Below are 25,198 nucleotides of genomic sequence, written 5' to 3' on the forward strand. Positions count from 1 at the left end.
GTAAGGAGTGTAAAACAAGATGGAAAAGGCAAAAGTTTATTACAGCGACCTGCGGGCCAAACCCGGCCTGAACCTGCTGCAGAAACTGCAGCGGCTGGTGCGCGCGGCGGGGCTGGACACCATCGACATGCAGGACAAATTCGTGGCCATCAAAATTCATTTCGGCGAGCCGGGCAACCTGTCCTACCTGCGGCCCAACTACGCCAAGGCCCTGGCGGACGTCGTCAAGGCCCAGGGCGGCCGGCCCTTTTTGACCGACTGCAACACCCTCTATGTGGGCCGCCGCAAGCACGCGCTGGAGCACATCGAGGCGGCCTATGAAAACGGGTTCACCCCCTTCTCCACCGGCTGCCAGGTCATCATCGCCGACGGCCTCAAGGGCACCGACGAGGCGCTGGTGCCGGTGGCGGGCGGCGAGTATGTGAAAGAGGCCAAGATCGGCCGGGCCATCATGGACGCGGACGTCATCATCAGCCTCAACCACTTCAAGGGCCACGAGGCCACCGGCTTCGGCGGCGCCATCAAGAACCTGGGCATGGGCAGCGGCAGCCGCGCGGGCAAGATGGAGCAGCACTCCTCCGGCAAGCCCCAGGTGGACCAGGAGCTGTGCCGCGGGTGCCACGCCTGCGAAAAGGACTGCGCCCAGGGGGCCATCTCCTTTGACGGGGCGAACAAGGCCTCCATCGACCAGGGCAGGTGCGTGGGCTGCGGGCGCTGCCTGGGCCGCTGCAACTTCGACGCCATCTCCTGCCCCTCCGACGCGGCCAGCAAGCTGCTGAACTACCGCATCGCCGAATACGCCAAGGCGGTGGTGGACGGCCGGCCCAGCTTCCACATCAACCTGGTGATGGATGTTTCCCCCAACTGCGACTGCCACTCCGAGAACGACGCGCCCATCATCCCCGATGTGGGCATGTTCGCCTCCTTCGACCCGGTGGCGCTGGACCAGGCCTGTGCCGACGCCTGCAACAACATGCCCGTTCTGGCCGACAGCCAGCTGGCGGACAATCTGGCCACCCCGGGCTTCTGCGCCTGCGGCGACCACTTCACCGACAGCGCCCCCGTCACCCACTGGCAGTCCGCCCTGGAGCACGGCGAGAAGATCGGCCTGGGCACCCGGGAGTATGAACTGGTGAAGGTGTGAACCTTGGTATAAAACCGAAATAAATTACAAACAGTATAAAAGGCCCCGGAAGGAGATTCCTTCCGGGGCCTTTGTTCAGTCCGCTTCCAGATATTTTTCCACCGCGCAGTGCAGGCGCTCGTAGCAGGCGGGGGTGTAGCGGTCATAGCGTTGGGGGTCGCCCGCGTCCGCCAGCAGGGGCAGCTGGCCGGGCAGGTCCCGCACCATCGCCCAGGCCTGTTCGTCCACCGCGGGCCAGTTGGCCCAGAACAGGGCCTGCCGCTCCGCGTCCTGCTCCGCCAGCCATGCGCTCAGATGGGCGGTCATGGCGTCGATGGAGCTGTCCCGGGCGCTGGCCTCGGCCCAGTTCAGCAGGTCGGCGGCGGCGATGGCCGTTTTCAGGCTCACCCCCGCCTCGCCCTCGCCAAAGGCCACGCAGCCTTCCAGCGCCGCCGTCAGGGCCTCGGGGTCCTGCACCGGCCGGGCCTCGGGCCGGCCCGCCGCCTCCTGCGCCTGGGACTCATCCCCGGAGGCCGCGGGCAGCTCACCGGCCCGGGCCGAGGCGGCGGGGGTGGGCAGCGGCGCGGCGGAAGGCCCGGGCGTCGCCCCCGCCGAGGGCGCGGCCCCCGGCACCGTGCAGGCGGCCAGCATCAGAAAGGCCGCGCAGACCATCAGCCAAATTTGTCTCATCTCACTGCCTCCTCCCGCGCAGTTCTTCCGCAGTTTAGTCTATCGTTAGTATATGGCGGATGAGCCGGAAAATACACACGCCCACCGCGGCAAATCCCACCGCGAGCCCAAGGGCCGCCCAGCCGGAATGCTTTTTCTTGTCCATTGCAAAAACCTCCCTGTTCCCGGTCCCGCCCCCCGCCGTTGACGGCGCCGCGGGCGGGCCGTATAATGAAAGAAAAAATCGGAGCGGCGCGGTGCCAAAAGACGAGAGCGCCGCCGCCCCCGCCAAAAAACGAGGTGCTTACACTCTATGAACGATTTGACCATGCTGTTTGACTTCATTCGCCGCAGCCCCAGCCCCTGGCACGCGGTGAAAACCGCCGCCGAAGCCCTGGAAAAGGCCGGCTACGCCCGCCTGGAAGAGCGGGAGAGCTGGACGCTGGTCCCCGGCGGGAAATACTACACCACCCGGGAGGGCTCCAGCCTCATCGCGTGGCGGCAGCCCGCCGCCCCCGCTGCCGGCTGGCGCATCGCCGCCGCCCACTCCGACAGCCCCGCCTACCGGGTGAAGGGCGCGGCGGTGAAGAGCGGCTGCACCATGCTGCTCACCGAGGGCTACGGCGGCATGATCCGCGCCTCCTGGCTGGACCGGCCCCTCGGCCTTGCGGGCCGGGTGCTGGTGCGCACCGCCGCCGGGGTGGAGGCCCGCCTCATCGCCCCCGACCGGGATCTTGCGGTGATGCCTCACCCGGCCATCCATCTGGACCGGGGCCTCAACGACGGCCACAAATACGACCCCAAGGCGGACATGCAGGCCCTCTTCGCCCCCGGCGACAAGACGGCGGACTACGAGGCGCTGCTGGCCGCCGAGGCGGGCTGCGCCGTAAAGGACATCCTGGGCGCGGACATCCTGCTCTACTGCCGCCAGGAGGGCACCACCGCCGGCGCGGAAGGCGAGCTCATCCTCTGCCCCCGGCTGGACGATCTGGCCTGCGCCTGGGCCACCCTCCAGGGCTTTTTGGAAGCGCCCGCCTCCGACGAGGGCGCGGTGTGGTGCCTGTTCGACAACGAAGAGGTGGGCAGCGGCACCCGGCAGGGTGCCCTGGGCACCTTTTTGCCCGACGTGCTGGCCGCCGCCGGCGAGGCCCTGGGCGAGACGGAGGATGAGCGCCGGCAGGGCATCGCGAAAAGCCTTGCCCTCAGCGCCGACAACGGCCACGCCATCCACCCGAACTTCGCTTCTTATGCCGACGGGGACTTCCCGGTGCGGCTGGGGGGCGGCGTGGTGCTGAAGTTCAACGCCAACCAGAAATACACCACCACCGGCCTCACCGCCGCCCTGTTCAAGGCGGTGTGCGAGGGCGCGGGCGTGCCGGTGCAGACCTACTATAACCGCCCGGACATGCCCGGCGGCAGCACCCTGGGCAACCTCCTGGGCACCCGGGTGCCCCTGCCCATGGCGGACATCGGCCTGCCCCAGCTGGCCATGCACTCCTGCGTGGAGACCGCGGCGGCCTCCGACGTGGCCGCCCTGCACAAGGCCTGCGCCGCCTGGTACGCGGCAAAGCTGACCCCGGCGGAAAACGGCTGGGCCATCGGCTGATGGCGGGCGTGACCGGGCGCTTCGCCCCCAGCCCCTCCGGCCGGATGCACCTGGGGAACCTCTTGTGCAGCCTGCTGGCGTGGCTTTCCGCCAAACACGAAGGCGGGCGGGTGGTGCTGCGCATCGAGGACCTGGACGCCGAGCGCTGCCCCCGCAAATTCGCGGACCTCTTGGAGGCCGACCTGCGCTGGCTGGGCCTTTTTTGGGACGAAGGAGGCAGCGAGGGCGGGCCCAACGGCCCCTACTACCAGAGCGAGCGCTCGGAGATTTACGAGACCTATTTTAAAAAGCTCACGGAGATGGGCCTTATCTATCCCTGCTTTTGCAGCCGCAGCCAGCTCCACGCGGCCAGCGCCCCCCACCGGTCGGACGGCACCCCCGTCTATTCCGGGGCCTGCCGGGGCCTCTCTGCGGAAGAGGTGCGCCGCCGCGCGGCCCGGCGCCCGCCGGCATGGCGGCTGCGGGTGGGGGAGGAGACCGTCTCCTTCACCGACGGCCATCTGGGCCGGTACGAGGAATACCTGCCCGCCGACTGCGGCGACTTTGTGGTGCGCCGGGGGGACGGGGTGTTCGCCTACCAGCTGGCGGTGGTGGTGGACGACGCGCTGATGGGGGTAACCCAGGTGGTGCGGGGGGCGGACCTTTTGCAGTCCACCCCGCGGCAGCTCTACCTTTATAAACTGCTGGGCCTGCCCGCCCCGGAATTTTATCACCTGCCCCTGCTGCTGGCCCCGGACGGGCGGCGGCTCTCCAAGCGGGACGGGGACGTGAGCCTGGAAACGCTGCAAAGCCGCTTTTCCCCCGAAGAGGTGGTGGGCCGGCTGGCCTTTGCGGCGGGGCTGCTGGAAAGGCCCGAACCCGTGGCGGCGGCAGCGCTCGTAAAAAGTTTTTCCTGGGAAAAGGTGCCCAAAGAGGACATCCTTCTGCCCCGGGGCCTGTTTGACTGAAAGGGGAGATACCCGTGAAAAAGACTCTCGCGGCGGCGCTGGCCGCGCTGCTTGCGGCGGCAGCCCTCTCCGGCTGCGGGCGCAAGGTGCCTCCCGCCGCCCCGGCGACCCTGGCGGTGGCCAGCGACCTGCACTATGTGGGCGAGGCCATCGAGGACGGGGGCGAACTGTTCACCCGCGTGGTGGAGGAGGGCGACGGCCGCCAGCTGGACTACATCCGCCCCATCACCGACGCCTTTCTGGCCGGGGTGGCGGAGGACAAACCCGATGCGTTGATCTTGACCGGCGATCTGACCTTCAACGGCGAGAAGGCCAGCCACCAGGAGCTGGCGGCAAAGCTGAATAAGGTGGTGGAGGCGGGGGTGCCGGTGTATGTGCTGCCCGGCAACCACGACGTGAACAACTACGCCGCCGCCACCTATCTGGGCAGCGAGCAGGCGGCGACCGACTTCGTCACGCCGGAGGAGTTTGAGGAGATCTATAAAAACTGCGGCTTTTCCGCCGCCGACAGCCGGGACAACGCCAGCCTCAGCTACATGGTCAAACTGAACGCCGGGGTCTGGCTCTTCATGCTGGACACCCAGCCCTACTACCTCCATGAGCCGGGCTTTCCCTATTGCGTCGGCGGGGTGGTGCAGGACGGCACCTGGACCTGGCTGGAAAAGCAGCTGAAAAAGTGCGCCGCCGCGGGGGCGGTGCCCCTGGTGGCGCTGCACCAGAATCTGGCGGTGCACAACGAGCGGTTCACCACCGGCTACCGCATCTACGACAACGACCGCCTGGGCGAACTTCTGGCACAGTACGGCGGGCAGCTGGTGTTCAGCGGCCACCTGCACCCCCAGCACATCGCCCTGTGGCAGGGCGAAGAGGGGCAGCAGGTGTGGGACGTGGCCTCCGAGAGCCTTGCGGTGTGGCCCTACCTCTCCGGGCGGGTCACCGTCCGTCCCGACGGGGCGGGCCGCGCCTCCTATGACTACGAGGCAAAGCCCACCGACGTGACCGCCTGGGCCGCCGCCACCGGCCAGACCGACCCGGTGTTCGCCGACTTCTCCGCCTTCGGGCGGGAGCAGTTCGCCCAGAACTCCACCAGCCGCGGCGCGGACAAGTTCGTGGAGGCCCTGGGCGAGGAGGACGCCGCCGCCTTCCGCCGGGTGATGGGCGAGGCGAACGTGCTCTACTTCTCCGGCGCCCTCACCCGCGAGGCCGCCGACGAACTGACGGCTTCGCCGGACTGGGCCGCCGTGACGCGGGCGGGGGAGCAGGGCGTGGACACCGCCCGCTATCTTTCCACCCTTGTGAACGAGGCGCAGGGCGACCACTGTCATCTGCACATCGACCCCGCCGCCTGACGGGGAATATCCTGAAAAAACGGCGCAAAGGTCGGCGGAGCAGGGAAGAGGCCCTGCCCCGCCGGCCTTTTTCCGCCCGCCGCGCCGCCCGGATTTGGTATGAGAATATTTCATACTTTGCACCGGGCGCATTTGATGGTAGCCTAAGAATAGAAAATGACGCGCCGCGCCGCGCTATCTTTGCAAAAGGAGGAAGAAAAACCGCTATGTTCAGTTCGAAAAAGAAAACCGGCTTTTCCAAGTTCGTAGCGTCCATTCCCAATGGGGTCTGGATCGTCATTTCGCTGGCTGCCGCGCTGCTTTTGTGGGTCGTCATCTCCCACACTGAAAAAGGCGGCGTCGTGTTCGCCACTCCCCCCGAGGTGGTGGAGAGCCTGATCAGCAAGATCCAGGACGGCACCCTGCTCACCCACATCGGCCACAGCCTGTTCCGCGTGATCGTGGGCTTCAGCCTGGGCTTTGTGGCTTCCATCCCCGTGGCCTTCCTGATGGGCTGGTACGCCCCCTTCCGCCATGTGGTGGAGCCCTGGATCCAGTTCGTGCGTAACATCCCGCCCCTTGCCTACATCCCTCTGGTCATCGTTGGCGCCGGCGTTGGCGAGCCCTCCAAGATCATCGTGATCTTCATCGCCTGCTTCCTGGTGCTGGTGGTCACCATCTACCAGGGCGTGTGCAACGTGGACGTCACCCTCATCAAGGCCGCCCGCATCCTGGGCGCCACCGACCGTGACATCTTCTTCCGGGTGGTCATTCCCGCTTCCACCCCCTTCATCCTCACCGGCGCCCGTCTGGGCCTGTCCGCCGCGCTGACCACCCTGGTGGCCGCCGAGCTGACCGGCGCTTCCGAGGGCCTGGGCATGATGATCCAGAAGGCCAGCGGCTACTACGACATGGGCACCGTGCTCATGGGCATCATCGTCATCGGCATCATCGGCATCTCCATGGAGAAGCTGGTTCGGTTCTTAGAGAGGAGGCTCACAGGATGGCAGGAAACAGTGCAGCAGTAAAGGTCAAGATCGACAACGTCGTCAAGAAGTTCAACGGCCGGGGCGGCGAGATGATCGCCCTGAACGGCGTCAATCTGGACATCCACGAGAACGAATTCATCACGGTGGTTGGCCCCTCCGGCTGCGGCAAGTCCACCATTCTGAACATCATCGCCGGCCTGCTGGAGCCCACCAGCGGCAACGTCTATGTGGACGGCAAGAAGGTGGAGGGCCCCGGCCCCGAGCGCGGCGTGGTGTTCCAGCAGTACGCCCTGTTCCCCTGGCTGACCGTGCGCAACAATGTCAAGTTCGCGCTGGACATGCGCGGCATCAAGGGCGCCGAGGCCGACGCCATTGTGGATAAGTACCTCAAGATGGTGGACCTGGAGAAGTTTGCCAACCACTATCCCAAGGAGCTGTCCGGCGGCATGAAGCAGCGCGTGGCCATCGCCCGCGCCTACGCCGCCGAGCCCCAGGTGCTGCTGATGGACGAACCCTTCGGCGCGCTGGACGCTCAGACCCGCACCCAGCTGCAGACCGAGCTGCTGAAGACCTGGGAGACCGAGCAGAAGACCTGCTTCTTCATCACCCACGACGTGGACGAGGCCATCATCCTGGGCCAGAAGGTGGTCATCATGAGCGCCCGCCCCGGCCGCATCAAGGAGATCGTGGACATCGACATCCCCTATCCCCGCGACCAGGAGACCAAGATGAGCCCCCGCTTCCTGGAACTCAAGAACTACATCTGGAGCCAGGTGTATCAGGAGTATCTGGAAGTGCGCAAATAAGCGCATCCCGTGCCAAGCACGCCCCCGGAGCGAAAGCTCCGGGGGATTTTTTGTGCAAAAAAGGGAGCCGGGAGTGTTACAAAATATTACAAGCGTCTTCTTCTTTTTCCATTCGACACATCTGTTTTGTACAATGAAAAAGGGTGAAATCCGGCGAAATGCCAAATTCCGAACAAAAAAGGAGGATAAAACTTCATACTTTTATTATGAAAATGTTTTCCTTATACTGAAAGCAAGAAAACATTTTCCAAGCCCGGCGGCGGGGCGTGCCCGCCGCCTTTGGAAAATCGAACGACAGAAAAGGAGAATCCGCATGAAAAAGACACTCAAAGCTGCCCTGTGCGCCGCCCTGGCCTGCGCGATGCTGGCCGGCTGCGGCTCCGCCCCCTCTTCCGCCGCGCCCGCTTCCGGCTCCGGCAGCACCGGCGGCTCCGCCTCCACGGCGTCCGACGCGCCCGAGTACGAGCGCGCCACCGTGCGGGTGGCCTACATGCCCAACATGGGCAGCGGCTCGTCCCTCATCACCGGCATCGAGATGGGCTACTTCGACGAAGTGGGCCTGGATGTGGAGCTGACCCAGTTCCAGGGCGGCCCCGCCGAGATCGCGGCCATGGCCTCCGGCGACATCGACATCGCCCAGATCGGCCACGGCGCTCACGCCCTGTGCATCGAGGGCCAGGCCAAAATTTTCGCGCTGGACCTGCTGGGCATCTCCGATGAGGTGCTGGCCAACACCGAGCGCGGCATCGAGACCGTGGCCGACCTGAAGGGCAAGACCATCGCCTCCACCGCCGGCACCTCCGCCGAGATCGTGCTGGATCTGGTGCTGGGCACCGCCGGCCTCACCACCGACGACGTGACCGTGGTGGAGATGGACGCCAACGGCTGCGTTTCCGCCATGATCAGCGGCCAGATCGACGCCTGCGCCACCTGGGCCCCCAGCACCACCACCATCAAGGAGCAGATGGGCGACAAGTGCGTCAGCCTTGGCAGCAACGGCGACTTTGTGGACACCGTCACCTTCCCCGGCAGCTTCGTTGCCACCGAGAAGTACGCCAGCGAGCATGAGGACATCCTGGTCCGCTTCACCCAGGCCCTGATGAAGGCGCAGGACTACCGCGCCGCCAACATCGAGCAGGTCTGCGAGTGGCTGGCCAAGGAGATCGAGGCCGACCCCGAGACCATCCTGGCCACCAAGGATTCCGGCGAGTGGCTCACCGGCGAGTTCCTGGTGGGCGCGCTGGCCGACGGCACCATCGAGCAGTACTACGACAGCCAGCAGCAGGTCTTTGTGGACAGCGGCCGCATCCCCGAGAAGGTGCCCGTGAGCGACTACGTTCTGTTTGACGTGATGCAGAAGGCCGCCGACGCCTACACCGCCGCCAAGAGCTGATGGAACGCACAAAAGAAGCGCTGCGCCGGTTCTACACCGACCACCTCACCGAAGTGGTGCTGCCCTACTGGCTGGCCCGCTCGGACGAGGAGCTGGGGGGCTTTTACACCTGCATCGACCCCACCGGCGCGACGCTGCTCAGCACCGACAAATACGTCTGGAGCCAGGGCCGCTGCGTGTGGATGTATTCCCGCCTCGCCGCCGACCCGCTGGTGCGGCTGAGCGACGAAACGAGGGAGCGCTGCCGCCTGCTGGCCCAGAAGGGCGCGGCCTTTCTGGAAGGGCACTGCCTCACCGAAGGCCCCCGGGCGGTGTTCCTGGTGGACCGGCAGGGCCGCCCCAAGGAGGCGTTCCCCGGGGCGGGGCTTTGCCCCAGCGCCTTTGCCGACTGCTTTGCCGCCATGGGCCTTGCGGCCTGGGCCGAGCTGTGCCGCTGGCCGGAGCCGATGGACGCGGCCTGGGGCCTGTTCCAAAACGCCGTGAAGCTGGCCGAGGAGGGGCGGTTCCCCACCGCCCCCGACCAGCTGCCCGACGGCTGGCGCAGCCAGGCAGTGTCGATGATCCTGGTCAACACCGCCGCCGAGGTGGCCCGGGTGCTGCGCGCGCTGGGCGAAACGGAAAAGGCGGCCTGGGCGCGCGATGCCGCGCGCCGGGCCGCCCGGCGGGTGCTGGATGATTTTCTTCAGCCCGAAGGGGTGCTGCTGGAGTGCCTGTCGGCCGACGGACAGCCCCTGGACACCCTCTATGGCCGCCACATCAACCCCGGCCATACCTGCGAGTGCATGTGGTTTTTGCTGGAAGAGGCGGACTGGCTGGGCCTTTCGGCCGAAGACCGCCGCCGCGCCATGGACGCCTGCCTTGCCACCACCGCCCTTGCCTGGGACGGCGAGTTCGGCGGCATGATGTACTATCTGGACCGGGAGGGCGGCGCGCCCAAGGGCCGCCGCTACGCCCCCGAACAGGAACTGGCGGACGCCGCCGTGCGGGACTGGAGCAACAAGCTCTGGTGGCCCCAGCTGGAGGCGCTCTACGCCCATCTGGTCTGTGTGCAGGCCGGCGGGGGAGAAGCGCACCGGGACTGGTTCCGAAAACTGCACGACTACACCTTCTCCACCTTCCCCAACCCCGACAAGCAGGTGGGGGAGTGGCTGCAGCTGCGGGACCGGGCCGGCCGGCCCCTTGCCGGGCCGGTGGGCGGCCGCCTGCCGGTGAAGGACCCCTATCACATCACCCGGGCGCTCTATCTTCTGGCCCGGCGGCTGGCGTGAGAAAGCTCACACCCGCCCCACCGAATCGCCCTGGGCGAAGCGGCAGGGGATGATGCGCCGCTGGGGCTCGCCGAAATTCTCCCCGTCCCGCGCCTGGGCCATGCGGTGCAAAATCAGCGCCACCAGCGCGTCGGCGTTGGCCAGCGGGTCGGAGAGGATGCAGGTGGTCTCGAAGGGGAACAGGGCGGTGTAGTCCTCGATGCCGAAGCCGGTGAGGGACAGCTGCCCCGGGATGCTCACCTTCTGGCGGCGGGCCTCCATCACCAGAAACTTCATCTGTTCCGGCGTGCTGGCGATGACCGCGGTGAACAGCCCCGGCTGGCGGCGCAGCGCCTCCAGCACCGGCGCGCAGTCGGTGCGGTCGCGGCAGTTCTCCCACACCAGGGCGTCTTCGGGCGCAAGGCCGGCCTCGGCCAGCGCGTCGCAGAAGCCCAGCCAGCGCTCCTCCGCCAGAGTGGAGTGGGCAAAGCCCTTGAGAAAGCTTATCTTTCGGTGGCCGTGCTCCAGCACCGTGCGGGTGATGAGCCGGGCGTTGGCCCGGTTGTCCTCCAGCACATAGTCCACCCCGCCCAGGTCGGGCTGGGGGCTCTCGAACAGCACCATGGGCAGGCCGTCCGCCGCCGCGCGGCGCAAAAGGTCGTTGTTCTGCCCCGCCGAGGAGATGAGCAGCCCGTCCACCCGCCGCTCCAGCATGCTGCGGATGCAGCGGTGTTCCTTCTCCACGTTGTTGCCGGTGCTGCCGATGATGAGGGCGTAGCCCGCCTGATAGAGCAGATGCTCCACCCGGCGGCACACCCGGGCCAGAAAGAAGTTGGAGATGTCCGGCACGATGATGGCCACGGTGCGGGTCTGGCGCAGCTTGATGCTGCGCACGTTGGCGTTGGGCAGATAGTCCAGCTTGCGGATGGCCCGCTCGATGGCCTCCGAGGCCGCCGGCCCCACCCGCTGGGTGCCGTTCATGTAGCGGGAGACGGTGGTGATGGACACCCCCGCCTCGGCGGCCACGTCCCAGATGGTGGCTTTTGAGTTGTGAGACGCCACGCCGAAAGCCTCCCTTCCTCGCTTTTTTTCTAAGCGTACCCGAAACCGCGCGGCTTGTCAATGCGGCGGCGCGGCGGCCGCGGGTGATTACAAAAAATGACATCCCCCATTGTTTTGGGCTGCCCGGCCCGGCGGTTTGGCCAAGGCCGGGCGGCCTTTTTTGGGCGTTTTGGCCAAAAACTATCCAGGCTTGGTATGAGAATATTTCATACTTTTCAATGCCCGGCCCGGCGCGTATACTTTGAGATGACGACAGCCGGAAAAGGCGTCTTCTTTTTCGGCACACCGAGGCGGGCCCCGGCCCGCCGGTCCAAAAACAATGGAGGAAGATACACATGAAAAAGCTTATCAGCCTCGCGCTGGCAGGCGTTATGGCCCTGAGCCTGGCCGCCTGCGGCAGCACCCCCAGCAGCACCCCTGCTTCCACCCCTGCTTCCGGCAGCACCTCTGCTTCCACCCCCGCTTCCGAGCCCGCCGAGGAGTTCGAGACCGTTGACCTGCGCGTTGCCTACATGCCCAACATGGGTTCCAACAGCCTGCTGGCCACCGCTCTGAACATGGGCTACTTTGAGCAGATGGGCCTGAACGTCACCCTGACCGAGTTCCAGGGCGGCCCCCAGGAGATCGCCGCCATGGCTTCCGGCGACATCGACATTTCCCAGATCGGCCACGGCGCCCATGCCCTGTGCATCGAGGGCCAGGCCAAGATCTTCCATCTGGACTGCACCAGCCTGGCTGACGCCGTTGTGGCCAACACCGACAAGGGCATCAGCAGCATCGCCGACCTGAAGGGCAAGACCATCGCCGTGTCCAGCGGCACCTCCGCCGAGATCATCCTGAACCTGGCCCTGGCTTCCGCCGGCCTGACCCAGGACGACGTTACCCTGGTGGAGATGGACGCCAACGGCATGGTGAGCGCCATGGTCAGCGGCGGCGTGGACGCCTGCGCCACCTGGAGCCCCAGCACCATGACCATCGCCAACGCTCTGGGCGACAAGGCCCTGACCCTGGCCACCAACAACGACTATGTTGACCAGGTCACCTTCCCCTCCAGCTTCATCACCACCGAGAAGTTCGCCAATGAGAACCACGACGTTCTGGTGCGCTTCAGCCGCGCTCTGCTGATGGCTCAGGACTACCGCGCCGACAACATCGAAGAGGTGGCCAAGTGGGTCGCCAAGCAGTGCAAGGCCGACGAGCAGACCATGCTGGACTGCGTGGGCGAGGGCAACTGGCTCACCGGTGAGTTCGTGGCTGCCGGCCTGGAAGACGGCACCGTGAAGAGCTACTACGAGAACCAGCAGAAGGTGTTCATCGACGCCGGCCGCATCACCGAGGAAGTTCCCGTTGAGAACTATGTGATGTTCGACGTCATGGAAGAGGCCGTGGCCGCCAACTACGGCGCCTGAGCCGCTTAAAACCGCATAGGACCTGCAAGGGGGCATAAAGGCATTCTTTATGCCCCCTTTTTTTCGTGTCAGCGCACAAAAGCCCCCCGGCAGCGGCCGTGTTGTGATATAATGTCAGTAACACGAGAAAGGGGAGGGTGCCGCGATGCTGGTGCTGGTTCTGGTGATGATGGCGGCGGCCACCGTGATGGTGGTGGCCAACCGGCGGGACGTGCTCTCCGCCTATCTGAGCGGGCTTTCCGCCGGCTTTGTTGTGATGATGTGCGGCGTGGTCACCTATGTGGCCAAGATGGGCGGCTACAACACCCCCCAGCGCCTGTTTTTGTTTTTGCTGCCGGACCTGCAGCTGTGGCTCCAGGGCCTGCCCATCCCCCTGGGCACCCTGGGCTATCTGGTGGCGCTGGGCCGCAGCCTGTTCCCGTATTTCCTTTTGTGCCTCGGCATCTACCACTCCAACCTGCACTGGGTGCGCCGCCACGAAAAGGCCATCCGCCGGGTGCACCTGCTGGGCACCGCGGCGCTGCTGGTCTACTACTGGCCGCCGGTGTTCCGCTGGGTGGTGGGCGGCCGGTTCTGGATGCTGGTGCTCATGCGGCAGGTGTGCCTTGGCTGGATCGTGGCCAGCGTGCTGGCTGCCCTGGCCCTGCTCTTGCAGGACTACTTCGCCACCACCTCCCCCTACTTCAAGCGCAGCATGCGCCTTGTGGTGCTGGCCCTGCTCAGCGTCACCGTGCTTTACAGCATGTACGCCATCCAGGACCCGGGGCAGATCTATAACTTCTACGTCTCGGAATACATCCGCCTGGGCTCGCTGAACTATCTGCGCACCGCGCTGTCCAGCGGGTGGAGCTGGCTGCCGCTGATGGCCTGCACCGTGTTCTTTGTGGGGCTTGGCTCCTTCAACATGATACACTACAGCCGCATCAGCCAGTCGGAGGCCCAGGAGGACACCACCCTCCAGCGCAAGTTCGACACCGCCTCCATGGGCGCGTCGGTGTTCGTGCACAGCATCAAGAATCAGCTGCTGGCCGCCCGGGTGGCCCACAAAAAGCTGCAGCAGGAACTGGAGGAGCCGGAGCCGGACCTGGAAAAGGTGCGGGCCTGGGCCACCTGCCTGCGGGAGATGAACGCCTCCATGCTGGAGCGGATGGAAGAGCTCTACCGCTCCATCAAGGTGAGCTACATCGAGCTGGTGCCGGTGGAGTCGGACGAGATCGTCCAGGCCTCGCTGGCGCGGCTGGCCCAGAAATACCCCGACGCGAAGGTGCAGGTGCACCAGAGCGTGCAGGCGCTGGTGCTGGCGGACCGCACCCACATGGCGGAGGCGCTCTACAACCTGCTCACCAACGCCTGGGAGGCGGCCAGCGCCGCCGGCGGCGAGCCGCGGGTGGAGCTGCTGGTGCAGCCGGAGCGGCTGTGGCTGGACTTCATCGTGCGGGACAACGGCCCCGGCATCTCCCGGGCCGAGCAGAAGAAGATATTCGACCCGTTCTACACCAGCCGCAACACCAACACCAACTGGGGCATGGGTCTTTATTATGTGCGCCAGATCGTGAAGAGCCATCTGGGCCACATGCAGATAAAAAGCGCCGAGGGCAAGGGCAGCACCTTCATCGTGATGCTGCCCCGGTATGTGCCCGGGCGGCAGAAAAACCAAGGGGGGCGGGACGAAACATGATCACCATTCTCATTGCCGACGACTTTGACCTGCTGCGGCAGGACCTGACCGAGCTGCTCAATGCCCAGCCGGACATGAAGGTGGTGGGTCAGGCGTCCACCGGCGCGGGCATCGTGGAGCTGGCGAAAAGCGTCAAGAGCGACATGATCTTGATGGACATCGAGATGGAGAGCACCTCCGCCGGCATCCAGGCCGCCGAGGCCATCCACGCCGCCGACCCCGACCGCCTCATCCTCTACCTCACCGCCCACGACACCGACCGCATGATCCTCACCGCCATGGCCACCGGCGCGGTGGACTACATCGTCAAGGGCGCCGAGGGCGAGGAGGTGCTGGCCCACATCCGGGCCGCCGCGGCGGGCCACCCCATGCTCAACGCCCGGGTGCAGTCCACCGTCATCCGGGAGTACGACCGGCTGCGCCGCTCGGAGCAGAGCCTGCTCTTCTTCATCAACAACGTCTCCCAGCTCACTTCCACCGAGCGGGAGCTGGTGCGCCTGCTCTTGCAGGACAAAAAGGTCAAGGAAATTGCCGCCATCCGCTGTGTGGAGGTGGTGACCGTCAAGACCCAGATCAAGGGCCTCTTACATAAGTTCGGCTGCACCCGCACCAAGGAGATCGTCGAGATGATACGCCAGCTGAACATTTCCCATCTGTTTTAACGCCGGGCGGCCTTCCGCCGCCCCCTCGTGATAAAGAAAGGAGAACCGTCATGTACGAATACTTCCACATCAGCGCCGCGGACCTGGGCAAGGACGCCAAGGTCCCCGTTCTCAAGCTGGGCGATTCCGGCGAGGTCTTTTACGAGATTGCCATGGAGATGGTGAACACCATCAAGGCCAACAACGCCGCCGGCAAGCATACCGTCTTCATCTGCCCCGTGGGCCCCGTGGGCCAGTACCCCATCTTCGTGCGGCTGGTCAACCGTGACCGCATCAGCCTGAAGAACTGCTGGTTCATCAACATGGACGAGTACCTCACCGACGAGGGCGAGTGGGTGGAAAAGAGCCACCCCCTGAGCTTCCGCGGCTTCATGGACCGCACCGTCTACACCAAAATTGACCCCGAGCTGCTGATGCCCGAGAGCCAGCGCATCTTCCCCGACCCCCACGACCCCGAGCACATCCAGCGGGTCATCGAGACCTTGGGCGGCGTGGACGTGGCCTTCGGCGGCATCGGCATCAACGGCCATCTGGCCTTCAACGAGCCCCAGGACGAGCTGACCGCCGACGAGTTCGCCCAGCTGCCCACCCGCGTGCTGACCATCAGCCGCGAGACCCGCACCACCAACGCCATCGGCGACTACAACGGCGCCATCGACGCCATGCCCCGCAAGTGCGTCACCATCGGCATGAAGCAGATCTTGAGCGCCAGGAAGATCCGCCTGGGCGTCTTCCGCGACTGGCACCGGGCCGTGGTGCGTCAGACCGCCTACGGCGAGGTGAGCGCCCACTTCCCGGCCACCCTCATCCAGCGCCATCCCGACGCGATGGTCATCGCCAACGCCAACGCTTCGCAGCAGCCGTTCTGAACAAACGGGCAGGGGAGGAAAAGCAAGATGGAACAGTTCGTCATCACAAATGCGCTGGTCTACACCGGCCACCGCTTTGTGCCCCGTGAAGTCTATGTGGAAGAGGGCCGGGTGGCCCAGCTGGCCGAGAAGGTGAACGCCCCGGCGGGCTGCCCCCGGCTGGACTTGGGCGGCAAGCGCCTTGTGCCCGGCTTCATCGACATCCACACCCACGGCGCGGCCGGGGTGGACGTGAACGCCGCCACCGCCGCCCAGCTCAACGGCACCATCGGCCGCTTCTTTGCCAGCCAGGGCACCACCGGCTGGCTGTGCAGCGTGCTCACCGACACGCCCGAGCAGACCCTCTGGTGCCTGGACCAGGCCAAAGCCGCCATGAAGGAAGAGGGCGACTGGGCGCAGCTTCTGGGCGTGCATCTGGAAGGTCCCTTCCTGGCCAGCCAGTACAAGGGCGCGATGCCCGAGCACCTGCTGCAAAAAGGTTCGGCCGAGCTCTTTGCCAAGTACGAGGCCGCCGGCGAGGGGGCCATCAGGTACATGACCGTCAGCCCCGAGGTGGAGGGCGTGCCCGCCATGGTGCGGGACATCGCCGCCCGGGTGAAGGTGGCCATCGGCCACTCCGGCGCGGAGTACGACACCGCCATGGAGTGCATCGCCAACGGCGCGGTGAGCGCCACCCACACCTTCAACGCCATGCGCCTGTTCCACCAGCATCAGCCGGCCATCATGGGCGCGGTGCTGGAGAGCGACGTGTACTGCGAGGCCATCTGCGACGGGCGGCACCTGCATCCCGCCAGCGTGCGGCTCCTGCTCAAGTGCAAGGGCTGGGACCGGGTGGTGGCCGTGACCGACAGCATCATGGCCGCCGGCCTGCCGGACGGCAACTACAAGCTGGGCGTGAACGACGTGGTGGTGGAGGACGGCGACGCAAAGCTGGCCTCCGACGGCACCCGCGCCGGCAGCACCCTCACCACCGGCCAGGCGCTGAAGAACCTGGTCAGGTTCACCGGCGAGGGCCCCGAAAAGGTGCTGCCCCTGCTCACCGAGAACCCGGCGGACCTGCTGGGCCTGCCCCGTAAGGGCCGCATCGCCCCGGGGTGTGACGCCGACTTCGTGGTGCTGGGCGAGGACCTCACCGTTCTGCGCACCATCGTGGGCGGGCGCACCGTCTACACCGCCGAATGACCGCCCCGCTGACCCTGGCGCTGGTGGGGCTCATCTCGGTGGCGGGCAGCTTTGTGCAGGCCTCCACCGGCTTCGGCTACGCCGTCACCGTGATGGCCCTGTGGCCGCTGTTCCTGCCCTACAAGACCGCTTTGGTGGTGGAGCTGCTGGCCGCCCTGGCCCTCTGCGTGGTCATTGCGGTGCGCTACCGCCGCTCCATCAACTGGCGGCAGCTCATCGCCCCCTGCGCCGCCTCCTTCTTCACCAACTGGCTGGGCCTGCAGATCATGTCCGGCAGCCCGGACACGGTGCTGCGCCGCCTTTTGGGCGCCGCGCTGATGGCGCTGGCGGTCTACTTCATCTTCTTTTCCGAAAAATTCCGGGTGCGGCCCACCCTGGCCGCCGGCCTCATCGCCGGCGGGGTGGCGGGCCTTTCCGCCGGCATGTTCAGCATCGGCGGGCCGCCCATCGTGGTCTACTATCTGGCCGCCTTCCAGGACAAGAAGGAATACACCGCCACCACCCAGATGTACTTCATCCTCACCAGCCTGTGGCTGGTGGCCCAGCACCTGTGGATGGGCAACGTGGACGCGCTGGCGCTGCAGTGCACCGGCGCGGCGCTGGCGGGCCTTGCGGTGGGCACCGCCGCGGGCCTCGCGGTGTTCCGCGCCCTGCCGCTGGAAAAGATAAAAAAGCTGGTCTACGCCTTCATGCTGGTGATGGGCTGCTACATCCTCATCACCGGCTGACCCCCTTTTGGGAAAAACCACTGACTCCCCGCCCTGCGGGGAGTCTTTTTTCTATTAGTATGAGGCTTTTTCATACTCGCAATTGCCGCCGCCGTGCCGTATAATGAAAACTGGAAGAGATTGTGACCGCGGCGCTGCGCCGCGGCGGAAAATAAGGGAGGGAAGTGCAATGAATCTGAATCTGGATGCTGACCTCGCCCGGCGCATGGCCGCGCCGGGAGACGTGGAGGCGGCGCTGGAGGCCGCGAAGGCGGAGTACCGCCGGCTGGCCGCCCTGGGCAGCGAGGACAAGGACTGGCCCGTCACCGGCTGGTTCCACTGCGCCGAGGCCGCCCAGCAGCTGGACCTCATCAAAGAGAAGGCCGCTGAAATTCGCTGGAACGCCGAGGTGTTCGTGCTGGTGGGCGTGGGCGGTTCCAACCAGGCCGCCCGTGCCCTCATCGAGGCGGTGAAAAAGCCCGGCGGCCCCGCCATTGTCTATGCGGGCAACACCCTGTCCGCCCACGGGGTGGCCGAGGTGCTGAAGGCCATCGAGGGCAAGAGCGTCTACATCGACGTCATCGCCAAGAACTTCGAGACCCTGGAGCCGGGCAGCCACTACCGTGTGCTGCGCGCCGCCATGGCAAAGCGCTATTCCAAAGAGGAGATGGCCAAACGGGTCATCCTCACCGGCACCGTGGGCTCCCGCCTGGAGGAGATCGCCAAAGAGAACGGCTGCACCTTCCTCCACTTCCCCCGCCGGGTGGGCGGGCGCTACTCCGCCTTCACCCCGGTGGCCCTGCTGCCCCTGGCGGTGGCGGGCCTGGACGTGGACGCTTATCTCGCCGGCGGCCTTGCCATGGAAGAAGAGCTGGCCAAGACCGAAGGCGGCCTTGCCGCCGAGTACGCCGCGGTGCGCTACGCGCTCTACCGCCGGGGCTTCCAGGTGGAGATGCTCACCGCCTTCGAGCCGCGCCTGTTCTGGGCCGAGCAGTGGTGGAAGCAGCTCTTCGGCGAGAGCGAGGGCAAGGAGAAAAAGGGCATGCTGCCCGCTTCCATGATAAACTCCGAGGACCTGCACAGCATGGGCCAGTACATGCAGGACGGCCTGCGCTTCATGACCGAGACCTTCCTGGCGGTGGACGACCCCGGCGCTTCGGTGGTCATCGAGCCGGACCCGGACTTCGGCGACGGCTTCGACTATCTGGACGGCATGGATTTTGCCAACATCAACCGCGCGGCGGAAAAGGCCACCATCCAGGCCCACGCCGCCGGCGGAGTGCCCTGCATGGTGCTGCGTCTGCCCCGCATCGACGAGCGCACCTTCGGCCTTGTCTACTACTTCTTCATGGTGGCCTGCGCCCTCAGCGGCCGGCTGCTGGGAGTGGACCCCTTCGACCAGGAGGGCGTGGAGGAATATAAGCGCAGCATGTTCGCGGCGCTGGGCAAGCCCGGCGTCAAGGGCAGATGAACGGCCTTTCGGCCCGGCCCTTCCGCCTTGCGCCCAACCGGGTGAACTACCTGCTGCCCGGCGGTGAGATGATAGATGAGTTCCTGGGCCTTGCCCGGGGCGCGGTGCCCGGGGCCAGCCAGATGTGGGTGGCCAGCACGGTGCAGTCCACCCTGCCCGGCGCGGCGGACAGCCGCTCCTACATCCTGCCCGAAGACGGCGGCGGCTGCCTTGCCGAAGAACTGCAAAAGGACCCGGCGGCCTTTCTGGGCAGCGCCCACGCGGCGGCCTTCGGGGCGGATGTGGGCTTTCTGCTAAAGCTGCTCCACTCCAGTCAGCGCCTGCTGGTGCAGGCCCACCCGGACAAGGCCAAAGCCGAAAAATACTTCCGCTGGCCCCACGGCAAGACCGAGGCGTGGTATGTGCTGGCCACCGAAGGCGAGGCGTACATTTGGGCGGGCTTCCGCACCGGCGTGACGCGGGAAGGCTTCGCGGCCCTCATCGAACAGCAGGACACGGCGGCCATCCTGGGCTGCCTGCATCAGTTCGCCATCGCCCCCGGCGACGTGGTCTTCATCCCGGCGGGCCTGCCCCACGCCATGGGCGCGAACAGCCTTGTGGCGGAGATACAGGAACCCACCGACATCACCCTGCGGGCGGAGTACATCCGCCCGGACGGCAGCCGCCTGCCCCCCGAGAGCCTGCACGGCGGCGCGGGGATGGAGGCGCTTTTGGACTGCTTCGACTTTTCCGCCGCCGCCCCCAAAGAGGCGGTGCGGGAGAAATACTTCCTTGCCCCGGCCCGGCGGCCCGTCCCCGGCGGGGAGGAGGCTGCCCTCATCGGCCCCGCCGCCACCGACTGCTTCGGCCTTGCGCGGGTGCGGGCCCTTGGCCCCTGCCCCCGGAAAAACCCCTCCTTCCGGGTGCTGCTGGTGGAAAAAGGCGAGGGCGAGCTTTCCGGCGGCGGCGTGACGCTGCCCCTCAAACAGGGCACGGAGGTGTTCGTGCCCGCCGGCGTGGGGGACTACACCCTCACCCCCAAGGGGGACGAGCTGGCGGTGCTGGAGTGCATCCCGCCCGCGCCCTGACAAACAACGCAAAGATGCGCCGCCCTTTGCCGCGGCGCTCACAAAACACCGCGGGCCCACCGCCCGCCCGATGAAAGAAATGAGGTAAAAACTATGCTGGTACCCCTTCGCGCGATCCTGGAAGCCACCGAGAAATATCACTACGCCCAGGGCGCCTTCAACGTGAACGCCGTGGCCCAGGCCAAGGCCGCCATCGAGGTGCATGAGATGTTCCGCTCCGCCGCCATCCTGCAGGGCGCGGACCTGGCCAACGGCTTCATGGGCGGCCGCACCGACTTCATGAACGCCACCCTGGAAGACAAGATCAAGGGCGCGGCCAACATCGGCGCGGCGGTGAAGAAGTACGGCGAGGGCAGCCCCATCCCCGTGGCCCTGCACCTGGACCACGGCCGCAACTTCGAAAGCTGCAAGGCGGCCATCGCCGGCGGCTACACCTCCGTCATGATCGACGGCTCCAGCCTGCCCTTTGAGGAGAACATCGAGATCACCCGCGAGGTGGTCAAGTACGCCCACGAGCGGGGCGTCACCGTCGAGGCCGAGCTGGGCGTGCTGGCGGGCGTGGAGGACCACGTGTTCAGCGCCGGCTCCACCTACACCAACCCTCTGGACGCGGTGGAGTTCATCAAGAAGACCAAGGTGGACGCTCTGGCCATCAGCTACGGCACCATGCACGGCGCCAACAAGGGCAAGGGCGCGAAGCTGCGCAAGGAAATTGCCATCGCCACCAAGGAGTGCCTGCTGCATGAGGGCATCTTCTGCGCCCTGGTGAGCCACGGCTCCTCCACCGTGCCCCAGTACATCGTCAAGGAGATCAACGACCTGGGCGGCGACATCCAGAACGCCTACGGCATCGAGCTGGCCCAGCTGAAAGAGGCCGCCCGCTGCGGCATCGCCAAGATCAATGTGGACACCGACATCCGTCTGGCCGTCACCCGCAACATGAAGGAGCTGTTCTACAATCGTCCCGAGCTGCGGGAAAGCCCCTCCATCGGCGGCATCTACAAGCTGCTGGAAGAGAAGAAGAGCGCCTTCGACCCCCGCGCCTTCCTGCCTCCCATCATGGACACCGTCATGTACGGCAACGTGCCCGACGCGGACGTGGCCGCCATCGTGGACTGCATCGAGAAGGGCGTGCGCGAGGTCATCGGCACCCTCATCGTGGAGTTCGGCAGCGTGGGCAAGGCTCCGCTGGTGGAGAAGGTCACCCTGGACGAGATGGCCGAGCGCTACCGCAAGGAAGGCATCTGAGCCACGGGATTTGAAAAGGAGCGACGCTGACTTATGAAATACATCTTTCTGAACCTCAAGCGCTTCGACGTGCCGGTGGAGCTGGGCGGCGTGAACCGTCTGGCCCCGGTGAACGAGTGGGCCAAGACCATCGTGGAGGGCACCCAGGAGGGCCTGAAAAAGTACGACCCCGCGAAAGTCGAGTTCGTGCAGTTCTTCCCCGAGGCCCACATCCTGAACGCCGTGGCGGCCCTGTGCGAAGCGAGCCCCGTCAAGGTGGGCTGCCAGAGCCTCTACCGGGCGGACACCGCCGTGGGCGGCAACTTCGGCGCCTTCACCTCCAACCGGCCCGCCTCCATCGCCAAGGCCATGGGCTGCGGCGGGGTGCTCATCGGCCACTGCGAGGAGCGGAACGACAAGGCCGGCGTGCTGGCCGAGGCCGGCGTGGTGGACACCGCCGCGGTGAACCGCCTGCTGAACCAGGAAATCAAAGCCGCCACCGCCCGTGGCCTCAAGGTGCTCTACTGCATCGGCGAAAAGAGCGAGGAGCAGGACCGCTGGCAGGAAGTGCTGGGCGAGCAGCTGGACATCGGCCTCGAGGGCGTGGACTCCAGCCAGGTGGTCATCGCCTACGAGCCCATCTGGTCCATCGGCCCCGGCAAGACCCCGGCCGACAAGCCCTACATTGAAAAGATCGCCCGCTTCGTCAAAGAGCGCACCGGCGGCATCCCCGTGGTCTACGGCGGCGGCCTGAAGAGCGACAACGCCGAGATGCTGGCCTCCATCCCCGAGATCGACGGCGGCCTCATCGCCCTGACCCGCTTCTCCGGTGAGATCGGCTTCTACCCCGACGAGTATCTGGAGATCATCCAAAAGTATCTGGGCGAATAAGGCCCGACAAGGAGGAAACGCGAATGAAACTGGATTTTGAATACGGCCACGGCCTGATGAGCGCCGAACTGCCCGACAACACCGATGTGTTCATCCCCGGCACCACCGTGGCGGACCCGCCCTGCATCCCCGAGGACAAGCTGGAGGAAGCCTATCTTGAGAGCCTGCACCATCCCATCGGCATGAAGCCCCTGAGCGAGCTGGCCTTCCCCGGCGCGAAGGTGGTCTTCATCGTGCCCGACCGGGTCAAGGGCGGCGAGCAGCCCACCAGCCACCGCAAGGTGAGCATCAAGCTCATCCTGAAGGAGCTGTATGCCGCGGGCGTGAAGAAGGAGGACATCAAGTTCATCATCTCCAACGGCCTGCATCCCCGCGCCAAGCCCGAGGACTACAAGGCCATCTTCGGTGAGGAGCTGTTTGGCGAGTTCTGGTCCACCCATCAGATGACCAGCCACGACTCCGAGGACCCGGACAACATGATCGACCTGGGCACCACCAAGCGGGGCGACCCGGTGTGGATGAACAAGACCGTCTTCGAGTGCGACCTGCCCATCCTCATCGGCCATGTGCAGGGCAACCCCTACGGCGGCTACTCCGGCGGCTACAAGCACTGCGCCACCGGCATCACCAACTGGCGCAGCATCGCCAGCCACCATGTGCCCGAGGTCATGCACCGGGACGACTTCACCCCCGTGAACGGCGGCAGCCTGATGCGCCACAAGTTCAACGAGATCGGCATGCTGATGGAGGAGAAGATGGGCCATCCCTTCTTCTGCTGCGACGCGGTTCTGGACACCAAGAGCCGCCAGATCGCCATCTACTCCGGCTACGCCGCCGAGATGATGCCCGAGAGCTGGAAGGTGGCCGACAAGCGCACCTACGTGCACTGGGCGGAGAAGAAGTACGACGTGCTGGTGTTCGGCATGCCCCAGAAGTTCCACTACGGCGACGGCATGGGCACCAACCCCATCATGATGATGCAGGCCCTGTCTGCGCAGGTGCTGCGCTTCAAGCGGGTGATGAGCGACCACTGCGTCATCATCTGCTCCTCCATCTGCAACGGCTTCTTCCACGACGAGCTGTGGCCCTACCTGCGCGCGGAGTGGACCGACTTCCAGCACGACTACATGAACATCCTGCCGGACATGGACCGCCTGGGCGAATACTACGCCACCAACGAGGAGTACATCCGCAGGTACCGGTTCACCAACGCGTTCCATCCCTTCCACGGCTTCTCGATGATGAGCTGCGGCCACATCGCTGAGATGAACACCAGCGCCATCTACATCGTGGGCGCCCAGGAGCCGGGCATCGCCCGCAGCATGGGTCTCAAGACCCGCGCCACCTTCGAGGAGGCGCTGGCGGACGCGAAGAAGAAGTACGTGGGCGAAGAGCCGAACATCCTGGCTCTGCCCCAGACCTTCAAGCTGGCGGCGGTGCATCTGTGCATGAAGGACCCCAGCCAGGACTGCATGGACGAGTACGGCAACCATCCCTGCTGCGGCTGAATCCCATTGAACTGACGGGCGGGCCCTGCTGAAAACGGCGGGGCCCGCGCCTTCCTGCAAAACCAAAGAAAGGGGGCGGCGCCCATGCAGGTGCTTGCCTATTTTATCATCAGTCTGCTGGCCAGCGTGGCGGGCGCCATCTGCGGCATCGGCGGCGGCGTCATCATCAAGCCCACCCTGGACCTGTTCCATCTGGACAGCGTGGCCACGGTGAGCTTTTTGTCCGGCTGCACGGTGCTGGCCATGAGCTGCTATTCCGTCACCAAATCCCTGCGCGCGGGCGACAGCAAGGTGGACCTGAAGCTGGGCACTCCGCTGGCCATCGGCGCGGCGGTGGGCGGCGTGGCCGGCAAGCAGATGTTCGCGGTCATCAGCGCGGCGTTTGCCGAAACGGCGGGCGCGGTGCAGGCGGCCTGCCTCTTCCTCATCACCCTGGCCACCATGCTCTACACCATCAACAAGAGCCGCATCCGAACCCACAAAATTTTCAAGGTGTGGGTGTGCGTGGCCATCGGCCTTGCGCTGGGCATCATGTCCAGCTTTCTGGGCATTGGCGGCGGCCCCATCAACCTGGTGGTGTTCTACTTCTTCTTCTCCATGGACACCAAGACCGCTGCCCAGAACAGCCTCTACGTCATTCTCATCAGCCAGATCACCAGCCTTGCGGCGACCCTCGTCACCGGCAGCGTGCCGCCCTTCGGCTGGCTGAGCCTTGTGCTGATGGTGGCGGGCGGCATCGGCGGCGGCATGCTGGGCCGCATCGCCAACAAGCGGATGGACAACAAGGCGGTGGAGAAACTGTTCATCGGCCTGATGGGCATCATCATGGCCATCAGCCTCTACAACGTCTGGCAGTACACCTTCGCGGTCTGAAAAAAACAGCAAGCGGAGCGGCCCCGGTCGGGATTTGACCGGGGCCGCTTTTTTGCGCGGGGGAGGGGAGAGGACGGGAAAACCGCCCGGCCGCACTGGGCTGAGGGGAAGACCGGTTTTCCCCACGTAGTGCGCATCAGAACGGACACTTTTCTTTGTCCTGAAAAGTGTCCGGGATGCCGCGTGCGGTGGGGTTGGGCCGGGCGGAGCGTTTTTCTCAAAGCTGCCCTTTCCTTTGCCCGGGCGGCGCTGAGGAGCGGGGAAGTCTTGCGCGGGGTGGCCGCGTCCCTGTCCGCCGCCGCACGCGGCGTTTCGGACACTTTGCCCTCAAACCGGGCAAAGTGTTCGCTCCGAGGCGCACTACGCGGCGGCAGTGCCGCGTCTGGTTCGGCCTGCATCGGGCGGCGGGCCGGGCAAAATGGGGGAGAGCGCCGCCCTGCCGCACTGGGCTGAGGCGAAGCACCTTCCACAAAACCAACCTTCT

22 protein-coding genes are annotated in these 25,198 nt (G+C 65.8%); 20 read left to right on the forward strand and 2 right to left on the reverse strand.

The window, feature by feature from the left end; all coding sequences use genetic code 11:
* The first annotated feature begins 19 nt into the window (after nucleotides 1–19).
* Complete coding sequence (locus tag ACMI1Q_RS07185) at nucleotides 20–1,144, forward strand: DUF362 domain-containing protein (protein ID WP_419503275.1); 1,125 nt, start codon at nucleotides 20–22, stop codon at nucleotides 1,142–1,144.
* A 75-nt stretch (nucleotides 1,145–1,219) separates the two neighbouring features.
* Here the strand turns inward: ACMI1Q_RS07185 and ACMI1Q_RS07190 are convergent, their stop codons facing one another.
* On the reverse strand, nucleotides 1,220–1,813 hold the full coding sequence (locus ACMI1Q_RS07190) for a hypothetical protein (protein WP_419503276.1): 594 nt from the start codon (nucleotides 1,811–1,813) through the stop codon (nucleotides 1,220–1,222).
* Between the two features lie 292 nt (nucleotides 1,814–2,105).
* On the opposite strand from ACMI1Q_RS07190, the gene ACMI1Q_RS07195 reads away from it, so the two are divergent.
* The 7 genes from ACMI1Q_RS07195 (at nucleotide 2,106) to ACMI1Q_RS07225 (ending at nucleotide 10,129) form a co-directional block, all read left to right on the forward strand.
* A complete protein-coding gene (locus ACMI1Q_RS07195) occupies nucleotides 2,106–3,398 on the forward strand; it encodes a M18 family aminopeptidase (protein ID WP_419503277.1) in 1,293 nt (430 codons plus the stop codon).
* Complete coding sequence (gluQRS, locus tag ACMI1Q_RS07200) at nucleotides 3,398–4,345, forward strand: tRNA glutamyl-Q(34) synthetase GluQRS (protein ID WP_419503278.1); 948 nt, start codon at nucleotides 3,398–3,400, stop codon at nucleotides 4,343–4,345. The genes ACMI1Q_RS07195 and gluQRS overlap by 1 nt, the downstream gene beginning before the upstream one ends.
* Before the next feature lie 14 nt (nucleotides 4,346–4,359).
* The gene (locus ACMI1Q_RS07205) at nucleotides 4,360–5,694 is read left to right on the forward strand and encodes a metallophosphoesterase (RefSeq protein ID WP_419503279.1); all 1,335 of its coding nucleotides are present in this window, start codon (nucleotides 4,360–4,362) and stop codon (nucleotides 5,692–5,694) included.
* 206 nt (nucleotides 5,695–5,900) lie between these two features.
* On the forward strand, nucleotides 5,901–6,701 hold the full coding sequence (locus ACMI1Q_RS07210) for an ABC transporter permease subunit (protein ID WP_177522270.1): 801 nt from the start codon (nucleotides 5,901–5,903) through the stop codon (nucleotides 6,699–6,701).
* Nucleotides 6,677–7,468, forward strand: coding sequence for an ABC transporter ATP-binding protein (locus tag ACMI1Q_RS07215; RefSeq protein ID WP_417025794.1), 792 nt, complete (start codon nucleotides 6,677–6,679; stop codon nucleotides 7,466–7,468). The genes ACMI1Q_RS07210 and ACMI1Q_RS07215 overlap by 25 nt, the downstream gene beginning before the upstream one ends.
* 313 nt (nucleotides 7,469–7,781) lie before the next feature.
* Nucleotides 7,782–8,861, forward strand: coding sequence for an ABC transporter substrate-binding protein (locus ACMI1Q_RS07220; protein WP_394979889.1), 1,080 nt, complete (start codon nucleotides 7,782–7,784; stop codon nucleotides 8,859–8,861).
* Entirely contained in the window at nucleotides 8,861–10,129 is a 1,269-nt protein-coding gene (locus ACMI1Q_RS07225; protein WP_419503280.1) for an AGE family epimerase/isomerase, read from the forward strand. Before ACMI1Q_RS07220 ends, ACMI1Q_RS07225 begins: the two co-directional genes overlap by 1 nt.
* 6 nt (nucleotides 10,130–10,135) lie before the next feature.
* Here the strand turns inward: ACMI1Q_RS07225 and ACMI1Q_RS07230 are convergent, their stop codons facing one another.
* Nucleotides 10,136–11,170 carry a LacI family DNA-binding transcriptional regulator gene (locus ACMI1Q_RS07230; protein WP_419503281.1) on the reverse strand — a complete coding sequence of 345 codons (1,035 nt, stop codon included), beginning with the start codon at nucleotides 11,168–11,170 and terminating at the stop codon, nucleotides 10,136–10,138.
* 335 nt (nucleotides 11,171–11,505) lie between these two features.
* Between ACMI1Q_RS07230 and ACMI1Q_RS07235 the strand changes: the two genes are divergently transcribed.
* The 12 genes from ACMI1Q_RS07235 to ACMI1Q_RS07290 all read left to right on the forward strand — a co-directional run bounded on the left by ACMI1Q_RS07235 (nucleotide 11,506) and on the right by ACMI1Q_RS07290 (nucleotide 24,714).
* Nucleotides 11,506–12,579 carry an ABC transporter substrate-binding protein gene (locus ACMI1Q_RS07235; RefSeq protein ID WP_419503282.1) on the forward strand — a complete coding sequence of 358 codons (1,074 nt, stop codon included), beginning with the start codon at nucleotides 11,506–11,508 and terminating at the stop codon, nucleotides 12,577–12,579.
* Nucleotides 12,580–12,724: 145 nt separating this feature from the next.
* Nucleotides 12,725–14,257, forward strand: a complete 1,533-nt coding sequence (locus ACMI1Q_RS07240) for a sensor histidine kinase (protein ID WP_419503283.1) — start codon at nucleotides 12,725–12,727, stop codon at nucleotides 14,255–14,257.
* A complete protein-coding gene (locus tag ACMI1Q_RS07245) occupies nucleotides 14,254–14,919 on the forward strand; it encodes a response regulator (protein ID WP_419503284.1) in 666 nt (221 codons plus the stop codon). Before ACMI1Q_RS07240 ends, ACMI1Q_RS07245 begins: the two co-directional genes overlap by 4 nt.
* Before the next feature lie 50 nt (nucleotides 14,920–14,969).
* Nucleotides 14,970–15,788 (forward strand): glucosamine-6-phosphate isomerase, encoded by an 819-nt coding sequence (locus ACMI1Q_RS07250; protein ID WP_419503285.1) that lies wholly within the window; start codon nucleotides 14,970–14,972, stop codon nucleotides 15,786–15,788.
* Between the two features lie 27 nt (nucleotides 15,789–15,815).
* Complete coding sequence (gene nagA / locus ACMI1Q_RS07255) at nucleotides 15,816–16,970, forward strand: N-acetylglucosamine-6-phosphate deacetylase (protein WP_419503286.1); 1,155 nt, start codon at nucleotides 15,816–15,818, stop codon at nucleotides 16,968–16,970.
* A complete protein-coding gene (locus ACMI1Q_RS07260) occupies nucleotides 16,967–17,698 on the forward strand; it encodes a sulfite exporter TauE/SafE family protein (protein WP_177522263.1) in 732 nt (243 codons plus the stop codon). Before nagA ends, ACMI1Q_RS07260 begins: the two co-directional genes overlap by 4 nt.
* Before the next feature lie 169 nt (nucleotides 17,699–17,867).
* Nucleotides 17,868–19,148: a glucose-6-phosphate isomerase gene (locus tag ACMI1Q_RS07265; RefSeq protein ID WP_419503287.1), complete on the forward strand. Its 1,281-nt coding sequence runs from the start codon at nucleotides 17,868–17,870 to the stop codon at nucleotides 19,146–19,148.
* Nucleotides 19,145–20,215 (forward strand): type I phosphomannose isomerase catalytic subunit, encoded by a 1,071-nt coding sequence (locus tag ACMI1Q_RS07270; RefSeq protein ID WP_419503288.1) that lies wholly within the window; start codon nucleotides 19,145–19,147, stop codon nucleotides 20,213–20,215. The genes ACMI1Q_RS07265 and ACMI1Q_RS07270 overlap by 4 nt, the downstream gene beginning before the upstream one ends.
* 93 nt (nucleotides 20,216–20,308) lie before the next feature.
* Nucleotides 20,309–21,463, forward strand: a complete 1,155-nt coding sequence (locus ACMI1Q_RS07275; protein WP_419067543.1) for a class II fructose-bisphosphate aldolase — start codon at nucleotides 20,309–20,311, stop codon at nucleotides 21,461–21,463.
* A 33-nt stretch (nucleotides 21,464–21,496) separates the two neighbouring features.
* Nucleotides 21,497–22,333, forward strand: a complete 837-nt coding sequence (locus ACMI1Q_RS07280; protein WP_419503289.1) for a triose-phosphate isomerase family protein — start codon at nucleotides 21,497–21,499, stop codon at nucleotides 22,331–22,333.
* 23 nt (nucleotides 22,334–22,356) lie between these two features.
* Complete coding sequence (locus tag ACMI1Q_RS07285; protein WP_419503290.1) at nucleotides 22,357–23,841, forward strand: lactate racemase domain-containing protein; 1,485 nt, start codon at nucleotides 22,357–22,359, stop codon at nucleotides 23,839–23,841.
* Between the two features lie 84 nt (nucleotides 23,842–23,925).
* On the forward strand, nucleotides 23,926–24,714 hold the full coding sequence (locus tag ACMI1Q_RS07290; RefSeq protein WP_394979874.1) for a sulfite exporter TauE/SafE family protein: 789 nt from the start codon (nucleotides 23,926–23,928) through the stop codon (nucleotides 24,712–24,714).
* Nucleotides 24,715–25,198: the final 484 nt, after the last annotated feature.

The sequence above is a fragment of the Candidatus Allofournierella excrementavium genome (genome assembly GCF_048526665.1).
In the GTDB taxonomy this organism is placed as follows: domain Bacteria; phylum Bacillota; class Clostridia; order Oscillospirales; family Ruminococcaceae; genus Allofournierella_A; species Allofournierella_A excrementavium.